The following is a 21,049-nucleotide window of genomic DNA, read 5'->3' as shown; positions in this document are numbered from 1 at the left end:
AGCACGTGCTCACCCGGGTTGCCGTACGGCGCAGTCTGGGTGGGCAACACCCGCCCCGCCACGGACCCACCCCACGGGCGGGCCCCTCACCCGGACGGAGATGCTCCACGGCCGGGCCCGTCAGCCGGCCCGCGCCGCCGTACCCACCCGGTGCTGCGCGTCATATGACCGGCCCACCTCGGATCCCGGGCGACCGGCCCGACGGGCCGGACCGCAGGCCATACCGGCACCGGCCGCGGCCCGGCGGTCAGCGGAAGTCGTCGGCGTGGTCCATGGCCCACTGGGCGAAGTCGCGGGGCGGGCGGCCGGTGACCTTCTCCACGTCGGGCCACACCCGCATCAGGGCCGACCAGTCCTGGTCGGCGTAGCCGTCCTCGCTCGAGGGCTGCTCGCCGCCGTACTCCACGAAGCCGAGCATGAGGTCGGCGCTCTCGGCGGCGAACCCGCCCTGGGCCCTCATCAGCTCCCGCGCCCGCTCGCGCGTCACCTCTTCGTAGCGGACCTCCTCGCCGAGCGCCTCGCCGATGGCCCGGACCTGCTCGCGCACGGTGATCGTCCCGGGCCCGGTCAGGGTGTACGCCCTGCCGTGATGGCCGTCCTCCAGCAGCGCGGCCACGGCCACGTCGGCGATGTCGGCCTCGTGGATCAGGTTCATCGGCTCGTCCGCGAAGGGATAGCGGACGACGCGCTCGGCGCGCACGGACGGCGCCCAGATCTGCAGCATGTTCGCCATGAACCCGCAGGGCCGCACGTGCGTCCACTCCGCTCCCGACTCCTCGACCGCCTGCTCCACCGGGTTGGTGTGCAGGCCGGCGGTGACGGACGCGGCGGACAGGTCCACGATGCGGTGCACCCCGGCCTCGCGCGCCAGGCCGATCACCTCCTCGGCCGTCTCCTCGACCGGGAACAGGTACATCCGCTCGACGCCCTCCAGGACCGGCGCGAGGCTCCCGGGCTCGGTCAGGTCGCCTCCGACGACCTCCGCCGCCCCGGGCAGCCGTGCCGCCGCCGGATCGCGGGTCAGAGCGCGCACCTCCGCCCCCGCCCGCAGGAGCCCGCCCACCACGTTCCGGCCGACGAATCCCGTCGCGCCCGTCACCAGGATCCTCATGTCCCGTCCGCCTCCCTGCTCGCCGTACCGGATTCCCGATCGCCCTTGTGCCGGGTTCCCGATGTTCCCGATCGTTCTCTCCACGCTAGAACCGATATAGGACGGGACATGTCCTCGATAGGTCCGGATCCGCGGACGTACGGCGCTCCCAGTGTTCACCGCCGCGTCCCCGCGTGTTCAGCCCCGCACCTCCGCGGATCGCTACGGTTCAGGCGTCCGGATCCGCACGGAGCCCGCGAGGGAAAAACTTGATCAAGCTGTCGGTCGTCGTCCCGGTGCGGGACGCCGGGCTCTACATCTCCGACGCGATGACCTCGCTGGTCAGGAACGCGCACCGGGATTTCGAGTTCATCGTGGTGGACGACGGGTCGGTGGACGCCACCGGGCAGATCATCGACGACTTCCGGGGCGACCTGCCCGGCCTCATCGTGCTGCGCAACGAGACCCCGGTGGGACTGGCCGACGCACGCAACCTCGGGCTGTCGCTGGCCTCCGGCCGCTACGTGACGTACATGGACGGCGACGACTGGCTCGCGCCCGGCTATCTGGCCTCCCTCGTCGACGCGATCGAGCGGCTGGACTGCGACTTCGTCCGGGTGGACCACGTGCAGGCCGAGGGGCGCAAGCGGGTGACCCACCGGGCCCCGCTGTCGGTGCGCGACACGGTGCTCAAACCGCGCGAGCACATCCTGCCCGCCCGATCCAGGACCATGGTCGACTATCCCTACGCCTGGGCCGGGATCTACCGCCGCGACCTGGGCGAGCTGCTGACCTTCCCCGGGAGCCTGCACACCGCCGAGGACCGGCCGTGGATCTGGCGGCTGCACCTGGAGGCCGGCTCCTTCGCCGTGGTCTCCCTGGCCGGGCTCTTCTACCGGCGGATGGTGTCCGGCTCACTGACCCAGATCGGCGACGCGCGCCAGCTGCACTTCTTCGACGCCTTCGAGCTGGTCTTCGCCGATCTTCCCGACGAGTTCGCGCCCAAGGCGGTCCGCCAGTTCTGCGCGTTGCTGGCCCACCACCTGGAACTGCGCGAGCGCTTCTCGCCGGAGCTGCGCGCCCGCTTCGAGGAGCGGGGCGCGGCGGCCCTGCGGCGGCTTCCGGCGGAACTGCTGGACGCCACCCGGCTGGACCCCGAACGCGACGAGACCCTGCGCCGGCTGGTGGAGACCCGATGAGCGACGCCCCGCGTCCCGTGATCCGTACGTCCCGGAGGCTTCGATGACCCAGGTGTTCTACGCCTCCACCCTGTTCGGCGCGATGACGCTGGCCGCCGCCGTCGACGAGGGCGTCTTCGGTCCACGCGAGGACCGCCGGATCCTGCTGGTGTCCAACAACGCGGCCATCCCGGAGATCACGCCCCCGCTGGACGAGGCGCCCGGGTTCGCCGCGCTGCGCCCGCGCTTCGACGAGGTGTGGTCGTGGAACGAGATCGTGGCTCCGCTGCATCCGTCGGACTGGAAGGCGCGGGTCATCGAGGTCCCGATGATCGGCCGCCTGCTGGCCTCCCGCCTGTCCCTGGACGGCGGCCCGCGCGAGCTGGTCGTGGAGTCCGTCGCGGTACCCCCGGCGCGGACCATCGCCGGGCTGCTGCGGGACTGCCCCGTCACGGTCTACTCCGACGGCCTGATGAGCTACGGCCCGACCCGCGACCCGCTGCCCATCGAGATCGCCGGCCGGATCACCCGGCTGCTCCACCTCGATCTGGTGCCGGGCCTGTCGCCCCTGCTGCTGTCGGAGTACGGCGTGCGGGCGCAGATGATCCCGGACGAGGCGTTCCTGCGCGTCCTCGGCGAGACCGCATCCGGCGAGAGCACCCCCGGAGCCGACGCACTCGGAGCCGACGCGCCCGGGTCCGGGAGCGCGATGATCCTGGGGCAGTACCTGTCCGCGCTGGAGATCGTCACTCCGGAGGAGGAGGCCGCCCTGCACGCCGGCATGCTGCGCGGGCTGGCCGCCAGGGGGTTCGACTCGGTGCTGTTCAAGCCGCACCCGGCCGCCGGGCGGCGGCACGCCATGGAGCTGCGCGAGACGGCCGCCGAGCTCGGCGTCCGCCTCACCGTCGCGGACGGGACCGTCCCGGCGGAGTCGTACTTCGCCTCGGCGCGGCCGGAACTGGTGGTCGGCTGCTTCTCCACCGCCCTGATCACCGCCCGGCGCTATTTCGGCCTCCAGGCGGCGGCCGTCGGAGGGGAACTGGTCCTGGAACGGCTCACGCCGTACGAGAACAGCAACCGCGTCCCCGTCACGATCACCGACGCCCTCCTGCCACGGCTGGAGGCGGACGGCTCGCTCGTGGAACCCCCGCCGGTCGACCTGGAGGCGCTGGTCCGCGCGGTCGGCTACTGCATGCAGAGCGAGGCCTACCCGGACCTGCGCACCGGGGCCGCCGCTTACCTGGAGGCCTGCGGCCCGGACCGCTACTTCAAGCGGCAGCGCCTGGCCGCCCTGGACCTGCTGCCCTCCGGCGTCTCTGCCGTCCCCGGCGGCCCGGCGGCCGGCACGCTGGGCAGACTCCGCCGCCGCCTGGCGCGGGCCCTTTCCTGATCGATCCGCCCTGATCCGTCCTGATCGGCGCTGCCCTGATCCCGGCGCGGGCCTGCAAGGGGCCAGGACCGGGGATCAGGACAGCGCCCCCAGGGAGCCGCTCAGCCCAGGGCCTTCAGATAGCGGCGCATCCGGCGCTTGGCCCGGTAACCGGCCCGCAGCACGGTGGGCGGCACCTCCACGCGCAGGCGGGCGCGGCGGCGGGCCGCGGCGTACTGGGGTCCGTCGAGCAGCGAGCGCGCGGGCGCCAGGCGGCCCGAGCGGGCCTGGCCGACCAGGGTGACCAGCCGGCTCGACCAGTCGTCATCGGCGCTGCCGTGGAAGTAGTTGGCCCGGCACCACGCCTCCTCCGGGGCACGGAAGTGCCCCATGGCCAGGTCGTCGAGGGTGCCCAGGAGCCCGCTGCCCTCGAACACCAGGTTGATCATCTCCGCGCTCACCCCGAAGTCGGACAGCACCAGCAGCGGCACCGACTGGGCGATCGCCTCCAGCGCCGCGGTCGAGCTGACCGTGACGAACCCGGCCGCGCGGTCCAGGTGCTCGTGCATCGGCCCGGCGGCGAAACGGAGCGCGTCCTCACGGCCGCCGAGCTCCTGCCAGAGCCGCTGGTAGTGGTAGCGCTCGTTGTGCGTCTGGCGCTCGCCGTCCAGCGCGCGGAGCTTGACCACCACGTCCAGGTCCGGGCGGCGCTCGGCCAGAGTGGCCAGGGCGGTGAGGATGCGCTCACGTTCCTCGCGCCGCCGGGGCACCTTGGCCTGGGTGGCGAACACGACGCGGTCGCGCGGCCCGGCGGGGGCCACGCCGCCCGCAAGGTCTCCACCGGACGCGCGGCCGCGCAGGAAGGGCAGCCGGGCCAGGCCCACCCGGCCGCCGCCGCCCAGCCGCCGGGCGATCTCGGAGAACTCCTCGACCTCACGCCCGCTGTGCAGGACGAACAGGTCGCAGCCGCTGCGGAACAGCCACGCCTTCTCGGTCGCCGGGACCGAGATCCCGGGCAGCCCGGTCACGAACACCGGCCGGGGCGACAGGTTCGCGAGCACCTCGGCGACCAGGATGTCGACCACCGGCCCGGTGCACGCGACCAGCACCGCGTCGGGCCGCAGGCGTTCGGCCGTACGGCGCAGCGCCCGCGCGGACAGCACCGCCGGGTCGGCCGTCCCCCCGGAGGTCCCGTACCCCGGCGTCCCGGCGACGGCGGCGTGGATCTGCGCCGGGGACGGCGTGATGGGGGTGCGGATCACCGTCAGCTCCGCCGTACAACCCGCGGGCAGGTCCGCGAGCAGGCAGGCGGCCCACTTCAGGTAGGAATCCGAGTCGGCCACGGCCAGGACTTTCAACGGGTTACTCCCGTGTCGTGATGGGCGAACATGGAAAGGTGGGAGCGCAGTGACGGCGCCGCCCGGGGGGTCCACCACTCCTCGGGGACCTCCACCGTCTCCACCGCGACGCCGCGGGCCGCCAGCAGGACCCGCAGCGAGGTGACCGCGGTGGAGGGCAGGCTCAGCACCCGCTGCTCCGCGGCCAGGCCGCGCAGGGTCATCTCGGCGGGGGCGCCGCCGCCGTAGACGTTGATCCCGGGCTGCTCCCTGACCCGGGCGAGATCGTCCGGGTCCTCCCGGCGGTGCGGGAAGTAGGCGACCGGCTCGGCCGCGCCCAGGCCGGCCAGCCAGGTCAGATAGCGGTCGCGGTGGATGAGCCCGTTGCGGACCAGCGAGGTGCCCAGCACGACGGTGCGCTCTTCGGGACGGGGCCTGCGCAGCGGCTGGGAGCGCAGCCAGGAGAAGTCGTGGGTGACCAGCTCGGCCCCGGTCTGCTGTACGGCCTTCGCCAGCTCGGCGGGGACCGGGAGCGCCGTGAAGATCGACAGCCTGCCGGATCTGGCGGCGGCGCGCAGCCGCAGCCCGGCGGCGGCTCCCAGCGCGGTCCTGAGCGGACCGGCGGAGGCCCGGGCCCGCAGCAGCGGCGTGCCCACCCGCCCGGAGAGCAGCTCCAGGAGTCTGATGGTGGCCAGCCCGTCGTCGACCACGACGATGCGGCGGGGGAAGGCGGTCAGCCAGCCCACCTGCACCTTCCCGGAGAAGGCGTCGCCGACCACCCAGGTCCGGCGGTGGGGCGGCCGGGGCATGCCGGGTTCCGGCCCGGCCAGCTCCAGCCCGTCCGGCAGGGCGAGCCGGGACAGCTCGCGGCCGGTGACGGTGAGCGGGCGCAGCTTCGCCCGCGGCACCAGCCGGGTACGGTCGCCCAGCAGCCCGGCGTGGTGGGCCTCCACGGCGCAGAGCATCTGCAGCGGGGACTCCACCCAGGCGACGGCCGAACCCTGCTTCCGCGCGTGGTCCCGACCGTATTCGTCCACGCCGGGCGATGACCCGTTCACGATCGCCTCACCGTAGCCCGGCGGCCTTACACGCCCGGGAACCGCAGGTGAACAACCGCCTACACCCATATGCGCCACCCGGTACGGCGGCGGCAGGCGAGAGGGCCTGCGGGGGGCGGAGGCTTGCAGGGCCGGGGGCGCCGCCGTAGCGTGGTGTACGAAACGGTTCCGTACACTGCATCCGCCCATTCGAGGAGCACGCCATGTGGACCCCCGCCGACATCCCCGACCTGACAGGCTCCACCGCGCTGGTGACCGGCGCCAGCAGCGGCATCGGCATACCGACCGTCCGGGTCCTGGCCGCGCGCGGCGCCCGGGTGATCATGACCGCCCGCGACCTCGGGAAGGGCCGCGCCGCGGCCGCAGAGATCACGGCGCGGGTTCCCGAGGCCCGGATCGAGCTCAGGCGGCTGGACCTGGCCGACCTGTCGTCGGTGCGCGCCTTCGCCGCGGAGGTGGACGAACCGGTCGACCTGCTGATCAACAACGCCGGCATCGGGCTGATCCCCCGGCAGACCACCGTCGACGGCTTCGAGATGCAGTTCGGCACCAACCACCTGGGGCACTTCGCGCTGACCGGGCTCCTGCTGCCGCACCTGCTGACCAGGCCCGGCGCCCGCGTCGTCACCGTCTCCAGCGACGCGCACGCCGCGGGCAGGATCGACTTCGACGATCTGGCCCTGGAGCGCGGTTACCGCAGGTTCTCCTCCTACGGCCGCTCCAAGCTGGCCAACCTGATGTTCGCCCGCGAGCTCCAGCGCCGGGCTCAGGACCGGCTGATCAGCGTGGCCGTGCATCCGGGCACGACGATGACCGGCATCGTGAAGTTCGGCCCGCTCACCAGGCCGATCGCGGCGCTCGGCCGGCTGCTGATCCAGACGCCGGACAAGGGCGCGGTCCCCACCCTGTACGCGGCCACCTCCCCGGCCGTCCACGGCGGCGAGTTCATCGGCCCCGGGCCGAAGGAGCTCCAGCCGAGGCCGCACGCGCTGGACGAGGAGGTGACGCGGCGCCTGTGGGAGGAGTCGGAGAAGCTCACCGGCGTACGATTCGAGATGCTCGACCGGCACCAGTAGCACATCGGAGGCACGTTGCGTCTCGACCCGTCCCGTGAGCGCGCCATCCTCGACGCGACACAGGAACTGCTCTCGGAGGTCGGGTTCGACCGGATGTCGATCGACCAGATCGCCAGACGCGCCAGCGCCAGCAAGGCCACGATCTACCGCCGGTGGCCGGGCAAGGAGGCCCTGGTGGCGGACCTGATCTGCAACCACATAAAGATCGACGTCCCGCCGCCGCCGGACACCGGCTCGATGCGCGAGGACCTCGTCGGAGCCGTGACCGGATTCTGCGAGGTCCTGCGGCGCAGGCACGACATGATCTTCGGCCTCCTTCCCTCTCTGCTCACCAACGCCTCCCTGGCCGCGGCCCTGCGCGGCAACCTGCGCCGTCCCGACGTCACCGGCACCGCCCCGCTGATCGAACGGGCCCGCGAGCGGGGCGAGCCGGTCGGGCGGATCGATCCGGCACGGCTCAGGACGGTCGTCGAGGCGCTGGTCTGGCACCGGCTGCTGGTCACCGGCGAGCCGCTGGACCGGGAGTTCGCCGAGGAGGCGGTCGACGGGACGCTGCTGCCGCTGATCCGCTCCTGGACCGGCGCGGGAGTGTGACGACCGGTACGAGAGTATGACGACCATGGAATTCGTCACTCTCAACAACGGCGTGCGGATGCCACAGCTCGGTTTCGGCGTCTGGCAGGTGCCCGACGCCGAAGCGGCCGTGGCGGTCGCCACCGCGATCGAGGCGGGCTACCGCAGCATCGACACCGCCAAGCTCTACCGCAACGAAGAGGGTGTGGGCCGCGCCGTACGCGCCTCGGGCGTGCCACGCGAGGAGCTGTTCATCACCACCAAGCTCTGGAACGACGACCACGGCTACGACAGCGCCCTGCGCGCCTTCGACGCGAGCATGGACCGGCTCGGCCTGGACTATCTCGACCTCTACCTGATCCACTGGCCGCTCCCCGCCCACGGCAAGTATGTGGAGACCTGGCGGGCCCTGGAGAAGGTCTACGCCGACGGCAGGGTCCGGGCCATCGGGGTCTCCAACTTCCCCGTCGAGCAGCTGGAGCACGTGCTCGAGGAGGGTGAGGTCGTCCCGGCGATCAACCAGATCGAGCTGCACCCGATGCTCCCCCAGGCCGAGCTGCGGGCCTTCCACGCCGAGCACGGCATCCTCACCGAGGCCTGGAGCCCGCTCGGTCAGGGACGCGGGCTGCTGGACGAGCCGGTCCTGGCCGAGCTGGCCGCCGAGCACGCCAGGACCCCGGCCCAGGTGGTGCTGCGCTGGCACCTGCAGCTGGGCAACGTGGTGATCCCCAAGTCGGTGACGCCGTCCAGGATCGCCGAGAACTTCGACGTCTTCGGCTTCGAGCTGGACGCCGGGGACATGGCCGCGATCGCCGCCCTGGACACCGGCACCCGGCTGGGCCCCGACCCGGCCACGTTCAACCGGGCAGGCTGACCCCGCCACGTTCAACCGGACGGGCTGACCCCGCCACGTTCGACCAGGCGGGCTGACGCCCGTCCGGCTCCTTCTCCGCGGCCCGGCCGGTTCTCCGGCCGGGCCCGGCTTTTACCGTCTCCTTCGCCTTTGCGTGCCGTACGGAAACACTGCGGGGAATTTCCGGGCCGTCGTTTACCCGACCCTTGCCGCACCGTGACTCACCAGGTCGGAACTCCTGCCGATGGGAGGTACACGGACGCCGAATCCGCATCACGCGGAGCCGGGAACCCAGGTTTTCCGGGGTGAATCAACGCGCTCGCCGTTGTAGGGCACTTCCCAGCCCGAACCCGTCAGCTAACCCGGTAGGCGAAATGGAAGCCGATCAAGGAGTCGAACCCCTCTATGGGCAAGCATCGCCGCATTTCCCCTGCCAAGAAGCGCCATATGGCCCGCGTCGCCATCGGTGTGTCGCTCGCCGTCACCGGCAGCGCCGTCATGACGCCCCCGGCCCTGGCCGGCACCGGCGCCCAGAACCCGCTGAACGCCCCCGCCGCCGAGGTTCCCCAGCTCTCCTGGGTCTCCGCCGCGAACTCCGCGCCCGCCAAGACGTCGGGCAGCCCCCTGCTGAGCATCGCCGAAGGACTGCCCAAGGTCTCGGCCCGGCAGCTGCTGGCCATCGCCAAGGAGCAGATCGGCGTGAAGGAGAACTCCTCCGGGGGAGGGACCAAGTTCCACTCCTGGTACATGAGCTCCCCCCGGGTGAAGGAGACCATCGCGCGTGACGGCGGCAACGTCCGGGGCTACGCCAACGCCCCCTGGTGTGACATGTTCGTCTCCTGGGTCGGCGAGCAGGCCGGCATCCGGCCGGTCGTCGGCTGGGACGCCTACACCGTCACCCACGCCGAGTGGTTCAAGAACAACAAGCGCTGGGGCACCAAGGCCGAGCCGGGCGCGGTCGTCTTCTTCGACTGGAACGGCGGCGACAGCGTCTACGGGATCGACCACGTCGGCTTCGTCGAGCACGACAACGGCGACGGCACGATCATCACGGTCGAGGGCAACACCGGCAACGGCGAGGTCGAGCAGCGCATCCGCCCCAAGTCGCAGGTCGTCGGCTACGGCTACCCGGTCTACCTGGGCTGATCTCCCGCCCGTCACATCCGGGGGGTACGGCTTACGCGAGCCGTACCCCTTCACGCTTTTCCGGCCCCGTCACGCGCCCCCACCCGGCCCCGTCACGCGCCCCCACCCGGCCCCGTCACGCGCCCCCGTCCGGCTCACGTGCGCGGCACGAACCGCTCCGGACGGCATGGCCAAGATCACAGTGAGGATCTTTACCTATCGAAAAGCCCGTGAAATGTGCAGTTTTGCGCAGATGCGGAGCGGCCTTCCTTCAGATCATGAGGGCGAAAGGTGAGCAGGGCTCGATTCAGCCCGCTCCCGACTCCATCTCATAGAAGGAAGCGAACATGAACACCCTCAGCCTCAAGCGAGGCGCGCTGCGCCTGACCATGCTCGGCGGCCTCGTCGCCGCCCTGGCCTCGGTCCCCGGCACCGGCCAGGCCGCCGCCCCCGGCGACCTCATCGTCGAGCGCGTGTCCGGCGCCATCACGATCCAGCCCGGCAGCACCGCGGTGAACGACACCGTGGAGGTGGTCAAGGCGGGCTCGGTCTTCCGCGTGACCAACACCACCGGAACCCTGAAGGCCACCCCCGGCAAGGGCTGTAACCAGGTCAACTCCAAGGTGGTCGACTGCGGCACCGGTGTCACCGGCCTGTCGGCGAACCTGGGCGGCGGCAACGACACCTTCACCGCCCGCGTCCCGCTCACCGGCGCGGTCGTCGGCGGCGACGGCTCCGACGTCTTCAACGCCGGCCTGTCGACCGGCGGCGGCACCGCCCTCACCTACCAGGGCGGCGCGGGCTCCAGCGACATGGTCAGCTACGCCCAGGCGAACGTCAGCGTCTTCATCAGGAAGGACGCCGTCAACAACGACGGGCGCAACGCCGGCGGGAACATCGACCGCGACAAGGTGCTCGGCGACATCGAGGTCGTCGTGGGCAGCCAGTTCGGCGACACCATCGAGGGCGACAACGCGCCGGAGATCATCAACGGTCTCGGCGGCAGGGACAGCCTGACGGCCAACGGCGGCAACGACCGCATCGTGGCCGACGACGGAGGCATCGACTCCGCGGTGAACTGCGGCGGCGGCACCGGCGACATCGCGGACGCCGACGCGGTCGACCAGCCGACCGGCTGCGAGACCGTCAACCGGTGATCGACAGCGGGTGCGCTTCCCAGGGGAGCCGCACCTGCCACCGGAGAACATCACGACTTCCGCCGGAGAGCGCTGTCCAAGGTCCTCTCCGGCCGCATATCCCAGCGTTTATCCCGCGGACGGCTTTCCGCTCGCACAGTCATTGACATTCGCCATTCGTCCCGCCTCCGTGAGATCTCCGCGAGAGGGACGAATGGCAATCAGGCTCTCCGGCAGAGCGCTTCCGGCCGGTCACCACGGCCGCCGTACCCCCGAAGATGAGAGGCCCATCCGCCCCAGAGGGAAGCCCGCTCACCCCGGAGAAAGGACCGGACCGGCTCAGCCCGAATTCAGCGAATCCGAGGTCCGCCGGCAGGAAATCGATTCCACCGGCTTTCTCCGTCGATTCGCACAGATCATCCGGGACCGGTTATCCGGGATCGTTTCCCAGGCGCTTTCACCGCGGCCCCATGAATCGGCACTGGACCGGACGCCGAACCGCCGGCACATCCGAACCTCTCCTCCTTCTCACCGCCGGCGCGTCCAAACATCTCCCGCGGCCCACCGCCGCGCCCCGGGCACCCGGACCACCTGCGTCACACAGTGATCACAAGCCTTCGAAGCGGCATATGGGCCGGTAACCGACCTGATGACACCTCCGTGATGGGAGCGCTCCCAAACACCCGGTTGGGCGGTATGAGGTCGAAGATACCCGTCTGTCCTGCGAATATGGCCTCGATGTAACGTTTGAGTTTCGGCATATTGACGGCCTGGTTGCCCATCGTCCACTCTTCGTGGGAGCGCTCCCAAAAACGCTGACGATCCATCCCATCGCAGACCACGCTGTCGGGGACGGGTCTGCGATGCCACCTCCCATCGATTCGGGCGACCACCTGAGAGGGGTCCGGAATGTTGAACCACAAGCGGCACGGCAAGCTCGCCGCGATCGCCGTCACGGCGGCCACCGCCCTGGCGCTGACCTCCTGCGGCTCTGACGAGCCTGCCAGCAACGCCGGCGGCGGCTCCGCCGCCCCCGCCGAGCCGGTGACCATCACCGTCCACACCTTCGGCGGTGGCGAGAACTTCGGCTACGACAAGGCCGTCGAGACGTGGAATGCCGCGCACCCCAACATCCAGGTCAAGTACCAGAACCTGACCGACCGCTTCGAGGATGTCTACCTGCCCCAGCTGCTGCAGAAGCTGCAGGCCGGAAGCGGCACCGCCGACATCGTCGGCATCGACGAGGGCGCCATGGGTCTGATGGCCCAGCGTCCGCAGTTCTTCACCGACCTGGGCCAGTACGGCCTGCAGGACCGCAAGAGCGACTTCCCCGCCGCCAAGTGGGAGAACGGCATCAACAAGGACGGCAAGCTCTTCGCTCTGGGCACCGACATCGGCGGCATGGCGATGTGCTACCGCAAGGACCTGTTCGAGAAGGCCGGCCTGCCGGGCGAGCGTGACGAGGTCAGCAAGCTCTGGCCGGACTGGAACTCCTTCATGGAGACCGGCAAGAAGTTCCAGGAGAAGGTCAAGGACGCCAAGTTCCTCGACGGCCCGAACACCCTCTACAACACGGTCCTGTCGCAGGAGGCGCCGAAGAACGGCAACGTCGCCTACTTCGACAAGAGCAACCAGCTGATCATTGAGACCAACCCGGCGATCAAGACGGCCTTCGACACCGTCAAGGCCTACAGCGAGGCGGGCCTGACCGCCAAGCTCGCCTCCTTCACCCCCGAGTGGAACGCGGCCATCAAGAAGGGCGGCTTCGCCGTCATGGGCTGCCCCGCCTGGATGGTCGGTGTGATCGAGGGTGCGGCCGGTGAGGAGAACAAGGGCAACTGGGACGTGGCCGCGGTTCCCGGTGGCGCCGGCAACTGGGGCGGCTCCTACCTGGCCATCCCCTCGCAGAGCAAGCACCCCAAGGAGGCCGCCGAGGTCCTGAACTTCCTGACCGGCAAGGAGGGCCACGTCCTGGCCTTCGAGGAGGCCAACGCCTTCCCGAGCTCCCTGTCCGGCCAGCAGGACCCGAAGGTCTCCGAGAAGAAGAACGCCTTCTTCAACGACGCCCCGGTGGGCAAGATCTTCGGCGACTCGACCGCGAACCTGCTCCCCGTGTTCCTCGGTGAGAAGCACGCTCAGGTGAAGACCGCCGCGGAGAAGGTCCTGGAGGGCATGGACAAGGGCTCCATCCCCTACGCCGAGGCGTGGACCAAGTTCGTCGAGGCCGGCACCAAGGCAGCGGGCTGATCCCCTCTCCCCGATCGACGGGCCCGACGGCGGCCACCCCGCCGCCGGGCCCGTCGCCTGCCCTGCGCTGAAAGGCTCTCCGATGACTCTGAACATCGACACTCCCGCCCCCGCGCGGCGCCCCGGCCCCCGCCGGTCGTCCGGACGCCGGGCCACGGGACGGGGCGGGGGCGGCCTCACCAGGTTCGACCTCCGGGCGACCCCGTACTTCCTCGTCTCGCCGTACTTCCTGCTGTTCACCCTCTTCGGTCTGTTCCCCCTGGGCTACACCCTCTGGGCCTCCCTGCACGACTGGGAGCTCGGCGGCGACAAGACCTTCCTGGGCATCGACAACTACGTCGAGCTGATCGCCGACGACGGTTTCTGGAACGCGGTGGTCAACACCGTCGGAATCTTCGTCATCTCCACGATCCCGCAGCTCATCCTGGCGTTGATGCTCGCCAACGCCCTCAACAAGCGCATCCGGGGCCGGCTCTTCTTCCGCCTCGGAATCCTGCTGCCGCTGGTGACCTCGGTCGTCGCGGTGGCGGTGGTCTTCACCCAGCTCTACGGCCGTGACTACGGCATGATCAACTGGTTCCTCGGATTCTTCGGCGTCGAGCCCATCGAGTGGCAGAACCAGAGCTGGACGGCGTGGATCGCCATCTCCACGATGATCGACTGGCGCTGGACCGGCTACAACGCGATCATCCTGCTGGCCGCCATGCAGACGATCCCCAAGGACCTCTACGAGGCCGCCTCCCTCGACGGCGCCTCGCCCCGCCGGCAGTTCTGGCAGATCACCATCCCGATGCTCCGCCCGACGCTCGTCTTCGTGGTCTTCATCTCCACCATCGGTGGATTGACGCTGTTCGCCGAGCCGGTCATGTTCGAAGGAAACCCGACGATGGCGGGCGGCGCCACCGGCCAGTACCAGACGGTGGCCATGTTCATCGTCAAGGAGGCCTTCCGTGACTTCGACATGGGCTACGCCTCGGCGGCCGCCTGGATGCTGTTCGCGCTGATCCTCGTCGGCATCCTGATCAACTACTCCTTCACCCGCCGGATCGGGGGTAACAAGTGACCGCGATCCAGACCCGCCGTCGCCCGGCGAAGCCCGCTTCGGCGGCCAACCGCATCTGGGACGCCGGCCCGCTGACGAAGGTGGTCCTCGCCTTCGCGCTCGTGCTGTCGGCCTTCCCGATCTACTACATGTTCATCATGGCCACGCGCACCAACGACGAGGCCCTGGACACCCCGCCGCCGCTGCTGCCCGGCGGCAACCTCGGCGACAACGTCAGCCGGCTGCTCAGCACCGAGGACGCCCACTTCGCCACCGGACTGATCAACTCGATCATCATCTCGACGACGGTGACCGTCTCGGTCGTGCTCATCTCCACCCTGGCCGGCTTCGCCTTCGCCAAGCTCAAGTTCCGGGGCAGCAAGATCCTGCTGGGCTCGATCCTGCTGACCATGATGGTCCCGCTGCAGCAGATGGGCATCGTCCCGCTGTACGAGATGATGGTGAACCTGGGCTGGACCGGTCAGATCCAGGCGGTGATCCTGCCGTTCCTGGTCAACGGCTTCGGTGTCTTCATGATGACGCAGTACACCACCCAGGCGGTCCCGGACGAGCTCGTCGAGGCGGCCCGCGTCGACGGGGCCTCCACCATGCGCATCTACGCCAGCGTCGTACTGCCCGCGGTCCGCCCCGGCATGGCCGTTCTGGCTCTGCTCACCTTCATGCAGAACTGGAACGAGTTCATGTGGCCGTCGATCGTGCTGAACCCCGACAACCCGGTGGTGCAGACCTCGATCGCCGCGCTCAACCAGGCGCACGGCACCGACTACGTCATGCTCTTCACCGGCACGGCGGCCTCGGTCCTCCCCCTCTTCGTCGTGTTCATCTTGTTCGGCCGTCAGATCGTCGGCGGCCTCATGGAAGGTGCGGTCAAGGCGTGACCACGCAAGAGACGCATACTCAGAGCCCGATCCTGGTGTTCCCGACCGACTTCGCCTGGGGAGCGGCCACCTCCGCCTACCAGATCGAAGGGGCCGTCTCCGAGGACGGTCGGGGCGCCTCGATCTGGGACACCTTCGTCCGTCAGCCCGGCCGGGTGGTCAACGGCGAGAACGCCGATGTGGCCATCGACCACTACCACCGCTACCGCGACGACGTCGCGCTCATGGCCGACCTCGGCCTCGGGGCCTACCGGTTCTCCGTCTCATGGCCCCGGATCCAGCCCGACGGCAGCGGTGCCGTCAACGTCAAGGGCCTGGACTTCTACAGCAGGCTGGTCGACGAGCTCCTCGCCAAGGGCATCGACCCCTGGGTGACGCTCTACCACTGGGACCTGCCCCAGGCCCTGGAGGACGCGGGCGGCTGGCCCTCCCGCGACACCGCCCAGCGTTTCGCCGACTACGCGGCGATCGTGCACGACGCGCTCGGCGACCGGGTGCGCAACTGGAGCACGGTCAACGAGCCGTGGTGCGCGGCCTTCCTGGGCTACGCCTCCGGGGAGCACGCCCCCGGACGGCGCGAGCCGGCCAAGGCCATGCACGCCGCGCACAACCTGCTGCGCGCGCACGGACTGGCCGTGCAGGCCATGCGCGCCCAGCGTCAGGACACCCGGATCGGCGGCTGCGTCAACCTCTACGCGATCTCCCCGCAGACCGGTTCCGAGGCCGACGTGGACGCCGCCCGCCGCATCGACGGGCTGCAGAACCGGTTCTTCCTGGACGCGCTGCTGAAGGGCGCCTACCCCGAGGACGTGCTGCAGGACCTGGGCCCGATGGCCGACTTCGTCCGCGACGGCGACATGGACGTCATCTCGGTGCCGCTGGACATGCTGCTGATCAACTACTACAGCCGCTTCACCGTCTCGGGGGTTCCGGGCGGCGCGGCCTCGGCGGCGGCGGCCCCCACCGACAGCGGCTCGCCGTGGGTGGGCAGCGAGCACGTGTCGTTCGTCAACGCCGGGCGGCCGGTCACGGCCATGGGCTGGGAGATCGACGACTCCGGGCTGTACGAGATCCTGCTCCGCCTGGCCCGGGAGTACCCGCGGGTCCCGCTGGTCATCTCCGAGAACGGCGCGGCCTTCGACGACGTCGTGACGGAGGCCGGCGCCGTACTGGACCACGAGCGTCTGGCCTACATCGAGGCGCACCTGCGCACCTGCCACGCCGCGATCGAGGCGGGCGTGCCGCTGCAGGGCTACTTCGCCTGGTCGCTGATGGACAACTTCGAGTGGGCCTGGGGTTACGGCAAGCGGTTCGGACTGGTTCACGTCGATTACGGAACCCAGCGCAGGGTTCCGAAAGAGAGCGCTCTCTGGTATTCCGGGACCATCAGGCGCGGAGGCCTGAACGGTCCGGCAGAATAAGACGCTACGAGTCCATCCATGGGGGCGAAGCAGATGAACGGCGACCGTCGTCCGACGCTAGAGGCGGTCGCGGCCTTGGCCGGTGTCGGCCGTGGCACGGTGTCGCGGGTCATCAACGGTTCACCCAAGGTGAGCGAGAAGGCGCGCGACGCGGTGCACCGGGCCATCCAGGAGCTCGGCTACGTCCCCAACCGGGCCGCCCGGGCCCTGGTCACCCGGCGCACCGACACCGTCGCCCTCGTGGTCTCCGAGTCGGAGCTGCGGGTCTTCGACGAGCCCTACTTCGCCGGGACCATCCGGGGGATCGGATCGGCGCTGTCGGAGACCGGTCTGCAGCTCATCCTGGCGATGGCCCAGTCGGAGCAGGAACACGAACGGCTTGAGCACTATCTGACGGGCCAGCACGTCGACGGCGTGCTGCTGATCTCCCTGCACGGGGCCGACCCCCTGCCCGGACGGCTGGAGGAGATGGGCGTGCCGACCGTCATCGGCGGCCGCCCGATCGGCCTGGACCCCTACAGCTACGTCGACGTGGACAACCGGGCCGGCGCCCGGCAGGCGGTGAAGTACCTGCTGGGCAAGGGCCGGCGCCGGATCGCCACGATCGCCGGTCCGCAGGACATGGGCGTGGGCGTCGACCGTCTGGCGGGCTACCGCGACGCGCTGCTGGCCACCGGGATCCCGGAGATGGTGGCCTACGGCGACTTCAGCGAGGAGAGCGGCATGATCGCCATGCGCGCTCTCCTAGAGCGCAATCCCGACGTGGACGCCGTCTTCACCGCCTCCGACCCCATGGCCCTGGGCGCGATACGCGTGCTGCGCGAGGCGGGCCGGAGCATCCCCGGCGACGTCGCGGTGATCGGCTTCGACGACTCCCCCGCGGCCGCGCACTCCTCGCCCACCCTCACCAGCGTGCACCAGCCCACCGAGGCCATGGGACGGCAGATGGCCCACCTGCTGGTCGCCCGGATCAACGGCGAGCAGCTCGAGCAGCCCGTGGTGATCCTGGACACCCACCTGGTCGAGCGGGACTCCGCGTGATCGGCGTCCGTCCCGGACACCCCGCGCGCGTCCCCGGATGACCGCTGTCTCCCTGTGTTCCCACCACCCTCCCCCGTCCCCCTCGGCGAAAGGACCCCTGTGTCCCGGCAGTTCACCCTCCGCAGCGGCGCCCTGAGCGCTGAGATCACCGAGCGGGCCGCGGCCCTGCGCGTGCTCCGTCACGGTGAGCGCGACCTGGTGGCGAGCTGGCCCGCCGACGGCCCCATCCCCTGCTACAGCGGCACGCTGCTGGCGCCCTGGCCCAACCGCGTCGGCGGCGCCCGCTACTCCTTCGCCGGGCGGACCCACCGGCTGCCGGTCAACGAGGAGAACCTGGGCAACGCCCTGCACGGGCTGGTCGCCGAGGTCGACTGGGAGATGGTGGAGTGGTCCGGAGAGCGGGACGGGCACGGTTCGGTACGGCTGACGCACACGATCACCCCGGTCCCCGGCTACCCGTTCACACTGGCCCTGCAGGTGCTGTACGCCCTGACCCCCGAGGGGCTGACCACGACGCTGACCGCCGAGAACATCGGCCGGGAGGCCGCGCCGTACGGCGCCGGCCCGCACCCCTGGCTGCTGGCCGGGCCCGTCGTCGAGGACTACGAGCTGCACGTGCCCGCCGAGCGGGTGCTGCTGGTGGACGACCTGCTGCTCCCCCGCTCGCTGGAGGACGTCGCCGCGACGCCGTACGACTTCCGCACGCCGCGTGCGATCGGCGCCACGCCCGTGGACCACGCCTTCGCCGGGCTCGTCCCGGACGGTGACGGGCTGGTCCGGATCCGGGTGCGCGGCCCGGAGGGAGGCGTCGAGATCGCCTGGGAGGCCGCCTCGATGCCCTGGGCGCAGGTGTGCACCGGGACCGGGCTCGGCTACGCGGGACTGGCCGTGGAGCCGATGAGCTGCCCGCCGGACGCCTACAACTCCGGTACGGACCTGATCGTGCTGCAGCCGGGCGACAAGGCCGAGCACTCCTGGACGATCTCTCCCTGCTGAGACCCGGCGGGTGCACCCCCCCGGAGAGGACGGCGATGGACAGCAAAACCAAACGGTCTCTCACCCCCGGCCAGCTCGACGCGCTGCTGCGCAGGGCCATGGGGACCGGAGTGGTCTCCTCGGCCGAGCTGACCGACGGCTTCGCCAACGCCGTGTGGCGGCTGACCCTGGGCGACGGCCGCGAGGTGGTGCTCAAGCTGTCGCCCCCGCCGGAGCTGGAGCAGCTGCGCTACGAGCGCGACCTGCTGCGCACCGAGGCCATGGTCTACGGCCTGGCCCCCCTGCCGGGTCCCGAGCTGCTGTGCGCCGGGTTCGACGATCCGGTGCTCGGCGGCGACTACCTGATCCTGTCCGCGCTGGACGGGGTGTCGTGGAACCACGCCAAGCCGCCCGAGACCGGAGACCTGTGGCGGGAGGTCGGCGGGCACCTGGCCAGGCTGCACACCGTCACCGGCGAGGTGTACGGTTACCCGCACGCCGGGCTGACCGGGCCCACCTGGCGTTCGGCCTTCCTGACGATGGTGGGGGCGCTCCTGGACGACGCCCGGCGTTACGACATCGCGCTGCCCGCCACGGCCGAGGAGATCATGGCGGCGGTCCGCTCCCGCGCCGGCGCCCTGGACGAGGTGACCTCGCCCCGCCTGGTCCACTTCGACGTCTGGCCCGGCAACGTCTTCCTCACCCCGGGCCCGCCGAACGGCGCTCCCCGCGTCCAGGCGATCATCGACCACGAGCGCGCGTTCTGGGGCGACCCGCTGGCCGACTTCGTCACCCCGACGATCTTCGGTGAGCTGCGGGAGACCGACGAGATCGTGGCCGGCTACCGCGAGGCGGGCGGCGTGGTGCCCTTCGACGAGGCGGCGCGTCTGCGGATGGCCTGCTACCGGCTCTATCTGGGCCTGATCCTGCTCGTGGAGAACGGGCCCCGGCAGTATCCCGAGCAGGAGTACGCCCCCCTGCGCGACAACAGCGCCGCCTCGGTCGTCCGGGCCCTGGAGCTCCTGGGCTCCCCCGCCGCCTGACCCGGGACACGCCACGGGCCGCGCCCTCGGCGAGGGCACGGCCCGTGATGTGCTCCGTCCCGGCTACATCCGGGCGTGCGACGGCATCCTGCCCTCGGCGTAGGAGCTGTCGAACATCTCACGCTCCGCCGTCTGGGCGTTACTGCTGTGGGTCTCCTCGATGCGCAGGGCGATGCCCATCGCGAAGAAGGTCGGCGCCCACTCGCCGATGAAGATGCCCCAGCGGTCGGCCCGATCGAGACCGGCGTTCTCGGCCGTCTTCGACGTCAGCCACGAGACGAAGGACAGGCCGATCGAGCCGATTCCGGCGGCGTACATCATGCCGGACTTCACGCCCATCTTGTGAAGCATGCTGATCATTTCTCAACCCCCCGATGATGGTTCGTACGTATCGTTACCCCTGCCTATCGAGATGTAACCGACTGAGCACGCGAAATGACACAGTGGCGATATCCCTGTTCAGAGGGGGTGCCGCCGGGCTACCCGTCGGTCACAATGGCTCCCCGGAGGTGGGATGCCGATGCGGCGTGGTGTCGCGGCGACGCTGGTCTCGGCCGCGGCGTTCGGGCTCATGCCGGTCTTCGCGTCCTACGCGTACGACACGGGCATGGCGGTGACGACGCTGCTCATGCTGCGCTTCGCCGCGGCGGCGGCGGTGTTCCTGGCGTGGCTCGGGCTGCGCGGCCGGATGGTCCGCCCGACCCGGCGGCAGTGGGGACTGCTCGCCCTGCTGGGCGGGGGCGTGTACGCCACCCAGTCGCTGCTGTACTTCACCGCGGTCCAGCGCATCTCGCCGGCCCTGACCGTCCTGCTGCTGTACCTGTATCCGGCGCTCGTCTCCGTCATCATGGCGGCGGCGGGAAGGACCCCGCCCGGCTGGTCCGTCACCGGCGCGCTGCTCGTCTCGCTCGCCGGTCTGACCCTGGTCGTGGGGCCCCTGGACGCCGGGCTCGACGCGGTCGGCCTGCTGGCGGCGGTCGGGTCCGCCCTGGCGTACGCCTGCTACGTCGTGGTGGGCAGCCGGGTGTCGGCGGAGCTGTCACCGGCGGTCACCACCGCCTACCTGGCGATGTTCGCGACGGGTTCCTTCCTGCTGCTGGAGCTGGCCCGCGGCGGGCCGGACCTCGGGTTCGCGCCCGCGGGGTGGGGCTGGGCCGCGGTCGTGGGGATCGTGTCGACCGTGATCGCGATGTGCCTGTTCTTCGTGGGGTCCTCGGCGCTCGGCCCGGTGCGCGCGTCGCTTCTGAGCATGTTCGAACCCGTGGTCGCGGTGGTCGCCGCCTGGTTGCTGCTGGACGGGCTGCTGTCCGCGTCGCAGCTCGCCGGTGGCGCGATCGTGCTGGCCGGAGCGGTCTGGGGTGTCCTGTCCTCCCCGGACGAGGCCCGCCGGCACGGTCGCGCCCCCGGCGGGCTGCGGCGGGAACGGCGCGGGGAGAGCGCCGAGCCGGGATCCCGGGAGACCGCAGGGCCGGGATCCGGGGAAGCCGCCGGGCCCGATTCCCGTGGCCCTGCCGAGTCCCGTGGCCCTGCCGAGTCCCGTGGCCCTGCCGAGTCCCGTGGCCCTGCCGAGTCCCGTGGCCCTGCCG

The 21,049-nt window shown here is 70.8% G+C and carries 19 protein-coding genes and 1 riboswitch; of the genes, 15 read left to right on the top strand and 4 right to left on the bottom strand.

Features of this window, described 5'->3' with window-relative positions; translation table 11 throughout:
* Positions 1-247: 247 nt before the first annotated feature.
* Complete coding sequence (locus Psi01_RS21650; RefSeq protein ID WP_204065900.1) at positions 248-1,111, bottom strand: SDR family oxidoreductase; 864 nt, start codon at positions 1,109-1,111, stop codon at positions 248-250.
* A gap of 248 nt (positions 1,112-1,359) precedes the next feature.
* On the opposite strand from Psi01_RS21650, the gene Psi01_RS21645 reads away from it, so the two are divergent.
* Positions 1,360-2,289 (top strand): glycosyltransferase family 2 protein, encoded by a 930-nt coding sequence (locus Psi01_RS21645; protein ID WP_204065899.1) that lies wholly within the window; start codon positions 1,360-1,362, stop codon positions 2,287-2,289.
* 43 nt (positions 2,290-2,332) lie between these two features.
* On the top strand, positions 2,333-3,658 hold the full coding sequence (locus tag Psi01_RS21640; protein WP_204065898.1) for an alpha-2,8-polysialyltransferase family protein: 1,326 nt from the start codon (positions 2,333-2,335) through the stop codon (positions 3,656-3,658).
* A gap of 101 nt (positions 3,659-3,759) precedes the next feature.
* On the opposite strand, the gene Psi01_RS21635 is transcribed toward Psi01_RS21640, so the two are convergent.
* The gene (locus tag Psi01_RS21635; RefSeq protein ID WP_239127909.1) at positions 3,760-4,980 is read right to left on the bottom strand and encodes a DUF6716 putative glycosyltransferase; all 1,221 of its coding nucleotides are present in this window, start codon (positions 4,978-4,980) and stop codon (positions 3,760-3,762) included.
* An 11-nt stretch (positions 4,981-4,991) separates the two neighbouring features.
* Positions 4,992-6,011 (bottom strand): hypothetical protein, encoded by a 1,020-nt coding sequence (locus Psi01_RS21630; protein ID WP_239127908.1) that lies wholly within the window; start codon positions 6,009-6,011, stop codon positions 4,992-4,994.
* A 224-nt stretch (positions 6,012-6,235) separates the two neighbouring features.
* Between Psi01_RS21630 and Psi01_RS21625 the strand changes: the two genes are divergently transcribed.
* From Psi01_RS21625 to Psi01_RS21570, 12 genes are all read left to right on the top strand, one after another.
* Positions 6,236-7,108: an oxidoreductase gene (locus Psi01_RS21625; protein ID WP_204065895.1), complete on the top strand. Its 873-nt coding sequence runs from the start codon at positions 6,236-6,238 to the stop codon at positions 7,106-7,108.
* Positions 7,109-7,123: 15 nt separating this feature from the next.
* On the top strand, positions 7,124-7,702 hold the full coding sequence (locus tag Psi01_RS21620) for a TetR/AcrR family transcriptional regulator (protein WP_204065894.1): 579 nt from the start codon (positions 7,124-7,126) through the stop codon (positions 7,700-7,702).
* 25 nt (positions 7,703-7,727) lie between these two features.
* Positions 7,728-8,555 carry an aldo/keto reductase gene (locus tag Psi01_RS21615; RefSeq protein ID WP_275424587.1) on the top strand — a complete coding sequence of 276 codons (828 nt, stop codon included), beginning with the start codon at positions 7,728-7,730 and terminating at the stop codon, positions 8,553-8,555.
* A 229-nt stretch (positions 8,556-8,784) separates the two neighbouring features.
* Positions 8,785-8,920: riboswitch (cyclic di-AMP (ydaO/yuaA leader) on the top strand.
* A gap of 61 nt (positions 8,921-8,981) precedes the next feature.
* Positions 8,982-9,680 carry a CHAP domain-containing protein gene (locus Psi01_RS21610; protein ID WP_239127907.1) on the top strand — a complete coding sequence of 233 codons (699 nt, stop codon included), beginning with the start codon at positions 8,982-8,984 and terminating at the stop codon, positions 9,678-9,680.
* Between the two features lie 326 nt (positions 9,681-10,006).
* The gene (locus Psi01_RS21605; RefSeq protein ID WP_204065891.1) at positions 10,007-10,816 is read left to right on the top strand and encodes a calcium-binding protein; all 810 of its coding nucleotides are present in this window, start codon (positions 10,007-10,009) and stop codon (positions 10,814-10,816) included.
* A gap of 888 nt (positions 10,817-11,704) precedes the next feature.
* On the top strand, positions 11,705-13,042 hold the full coding sequence (locus Psi01_RS21600) for an ABC transporter substrate-binding protein (RefSeq protein WP_204065890.1): 1,338 nt from the start codon (positions 11,705-11,707) through the stop codon (positions 13,040-13,042).
* A gap of 82 nt (positions 13,043-13,124) precedes the next feature.
* Positions 13,125-14,105, top strand: coding sequence for a carbohydrate ABC transporter permease (locus Psi01_RS21595; protein ID WP_204065889.1), 981 nt, complete (start codon positions 13,125-13,127; stop codon positions 14,103-14,105).
* The gene (locus Psi01_RS21590) at positions 14,102-14,983 is read left to right on the top strand and encodes a carbohydrate ABC transporter permease (RefSeq protein WP_204065888.1); all 882 of its coding nucleotides are present in this window, start codon (positions 14,102-14,104) and stop codon (positions 14,981-14,983) included. Before Psi01_RS21595 ends, Psi01_RS21590 begins: the two co-directional genes overlap by 4 nt.
* Positions 14,980-16,404, top strand: coding sequence for a GH1 family beta-glucosidase (locus tag Psi01_RS21585; protein WP_204065887.1), 1,425 nt, complete (start codon positions 14,980-14,982; stop codon positions 16,402-16,404). The genes Psi01_RS21590 and Psi01_RS21585 overlap by 4 nt, the downstream gene beginning before the upstream one ends.
* Before the next feature lie 33 nt (positions 16,405-16,437).
* Positions 16,438-17,445, top strand: a complete 1,008-nt coding sequence (locus tag Psi01_RS21580) for a LacI family DNA-binding transcriptional regulator (protein ID WP_204065914.1) — start codon at positions 16,438-16,440, stop codon at positions 17,443-17,445.
* 99 nt (positions 17,446-17,544) lie between these two features.
* On the top strand, positions 17,545-18,441 hold the full coding sequence (locus Psi01_RS21575; protein WP_204065886.1) for an aldose 1-epimerase family protein: 897 nt from the start codon (positions 17,545-17,547) through the stop codon (positions 18,439-18,441).
* 35 nt (positions 18,442-18,476) lie between these two features.
* A complete protein-coding gene (locus Psi01_RS21570; protein ID WP_204065885.1) occupies positions 18,477-19,463 on the top strand; it encodes a phosphotransferase family protein in 987 nt (328 codons plus the stop codon).
* 63 nt (positions 19,464-19,526) lie between these two features.
* On the opposite strand, the gene Psi01_RS21565 is transcribed toward Psi01_RS21570, so the two are convergent.
* Complete coding sequence (locus tag Psi01_RS21565) at positions 19,527-19,823, bottom strand: hypothetical protein (RefSeq protein ID WP_204065884.1); 297 nt, start codon at positions 19,821-19,823, stop codon at positions 19,527-19,529.
* A gap of 160 nt (positions 19,824-19,983) precedes the next feature.
* On the opposite strand from Psi01_RS21565, the gene Psi01_RS21560 reads away from it, so the two are divergent.
* A partial coding sequence (locus Psi01_RS21560; RefSeq protein ID WP_204065883.1) for a DMT family transporter occupies positions 19,984-21,049 on the top strand: 1,066 nt, incomplete at its 3' end.

Source organism: Paraplanobispora siamensis (assembly GCF_016863175.1).
In the GTDB taxonomy this organism is placed as follows: Bacteria; Actinomycetota; Actinomycetes; order Streptosporangiales; family Streptosporangiaceae; genus Planobispora; species Planobispora siamensis.
The sequence above is the reverse complement of the archived record's forward strand: the minus strand, read 5'-3'. Positions and strand labels throughout refer to the sequence as shown.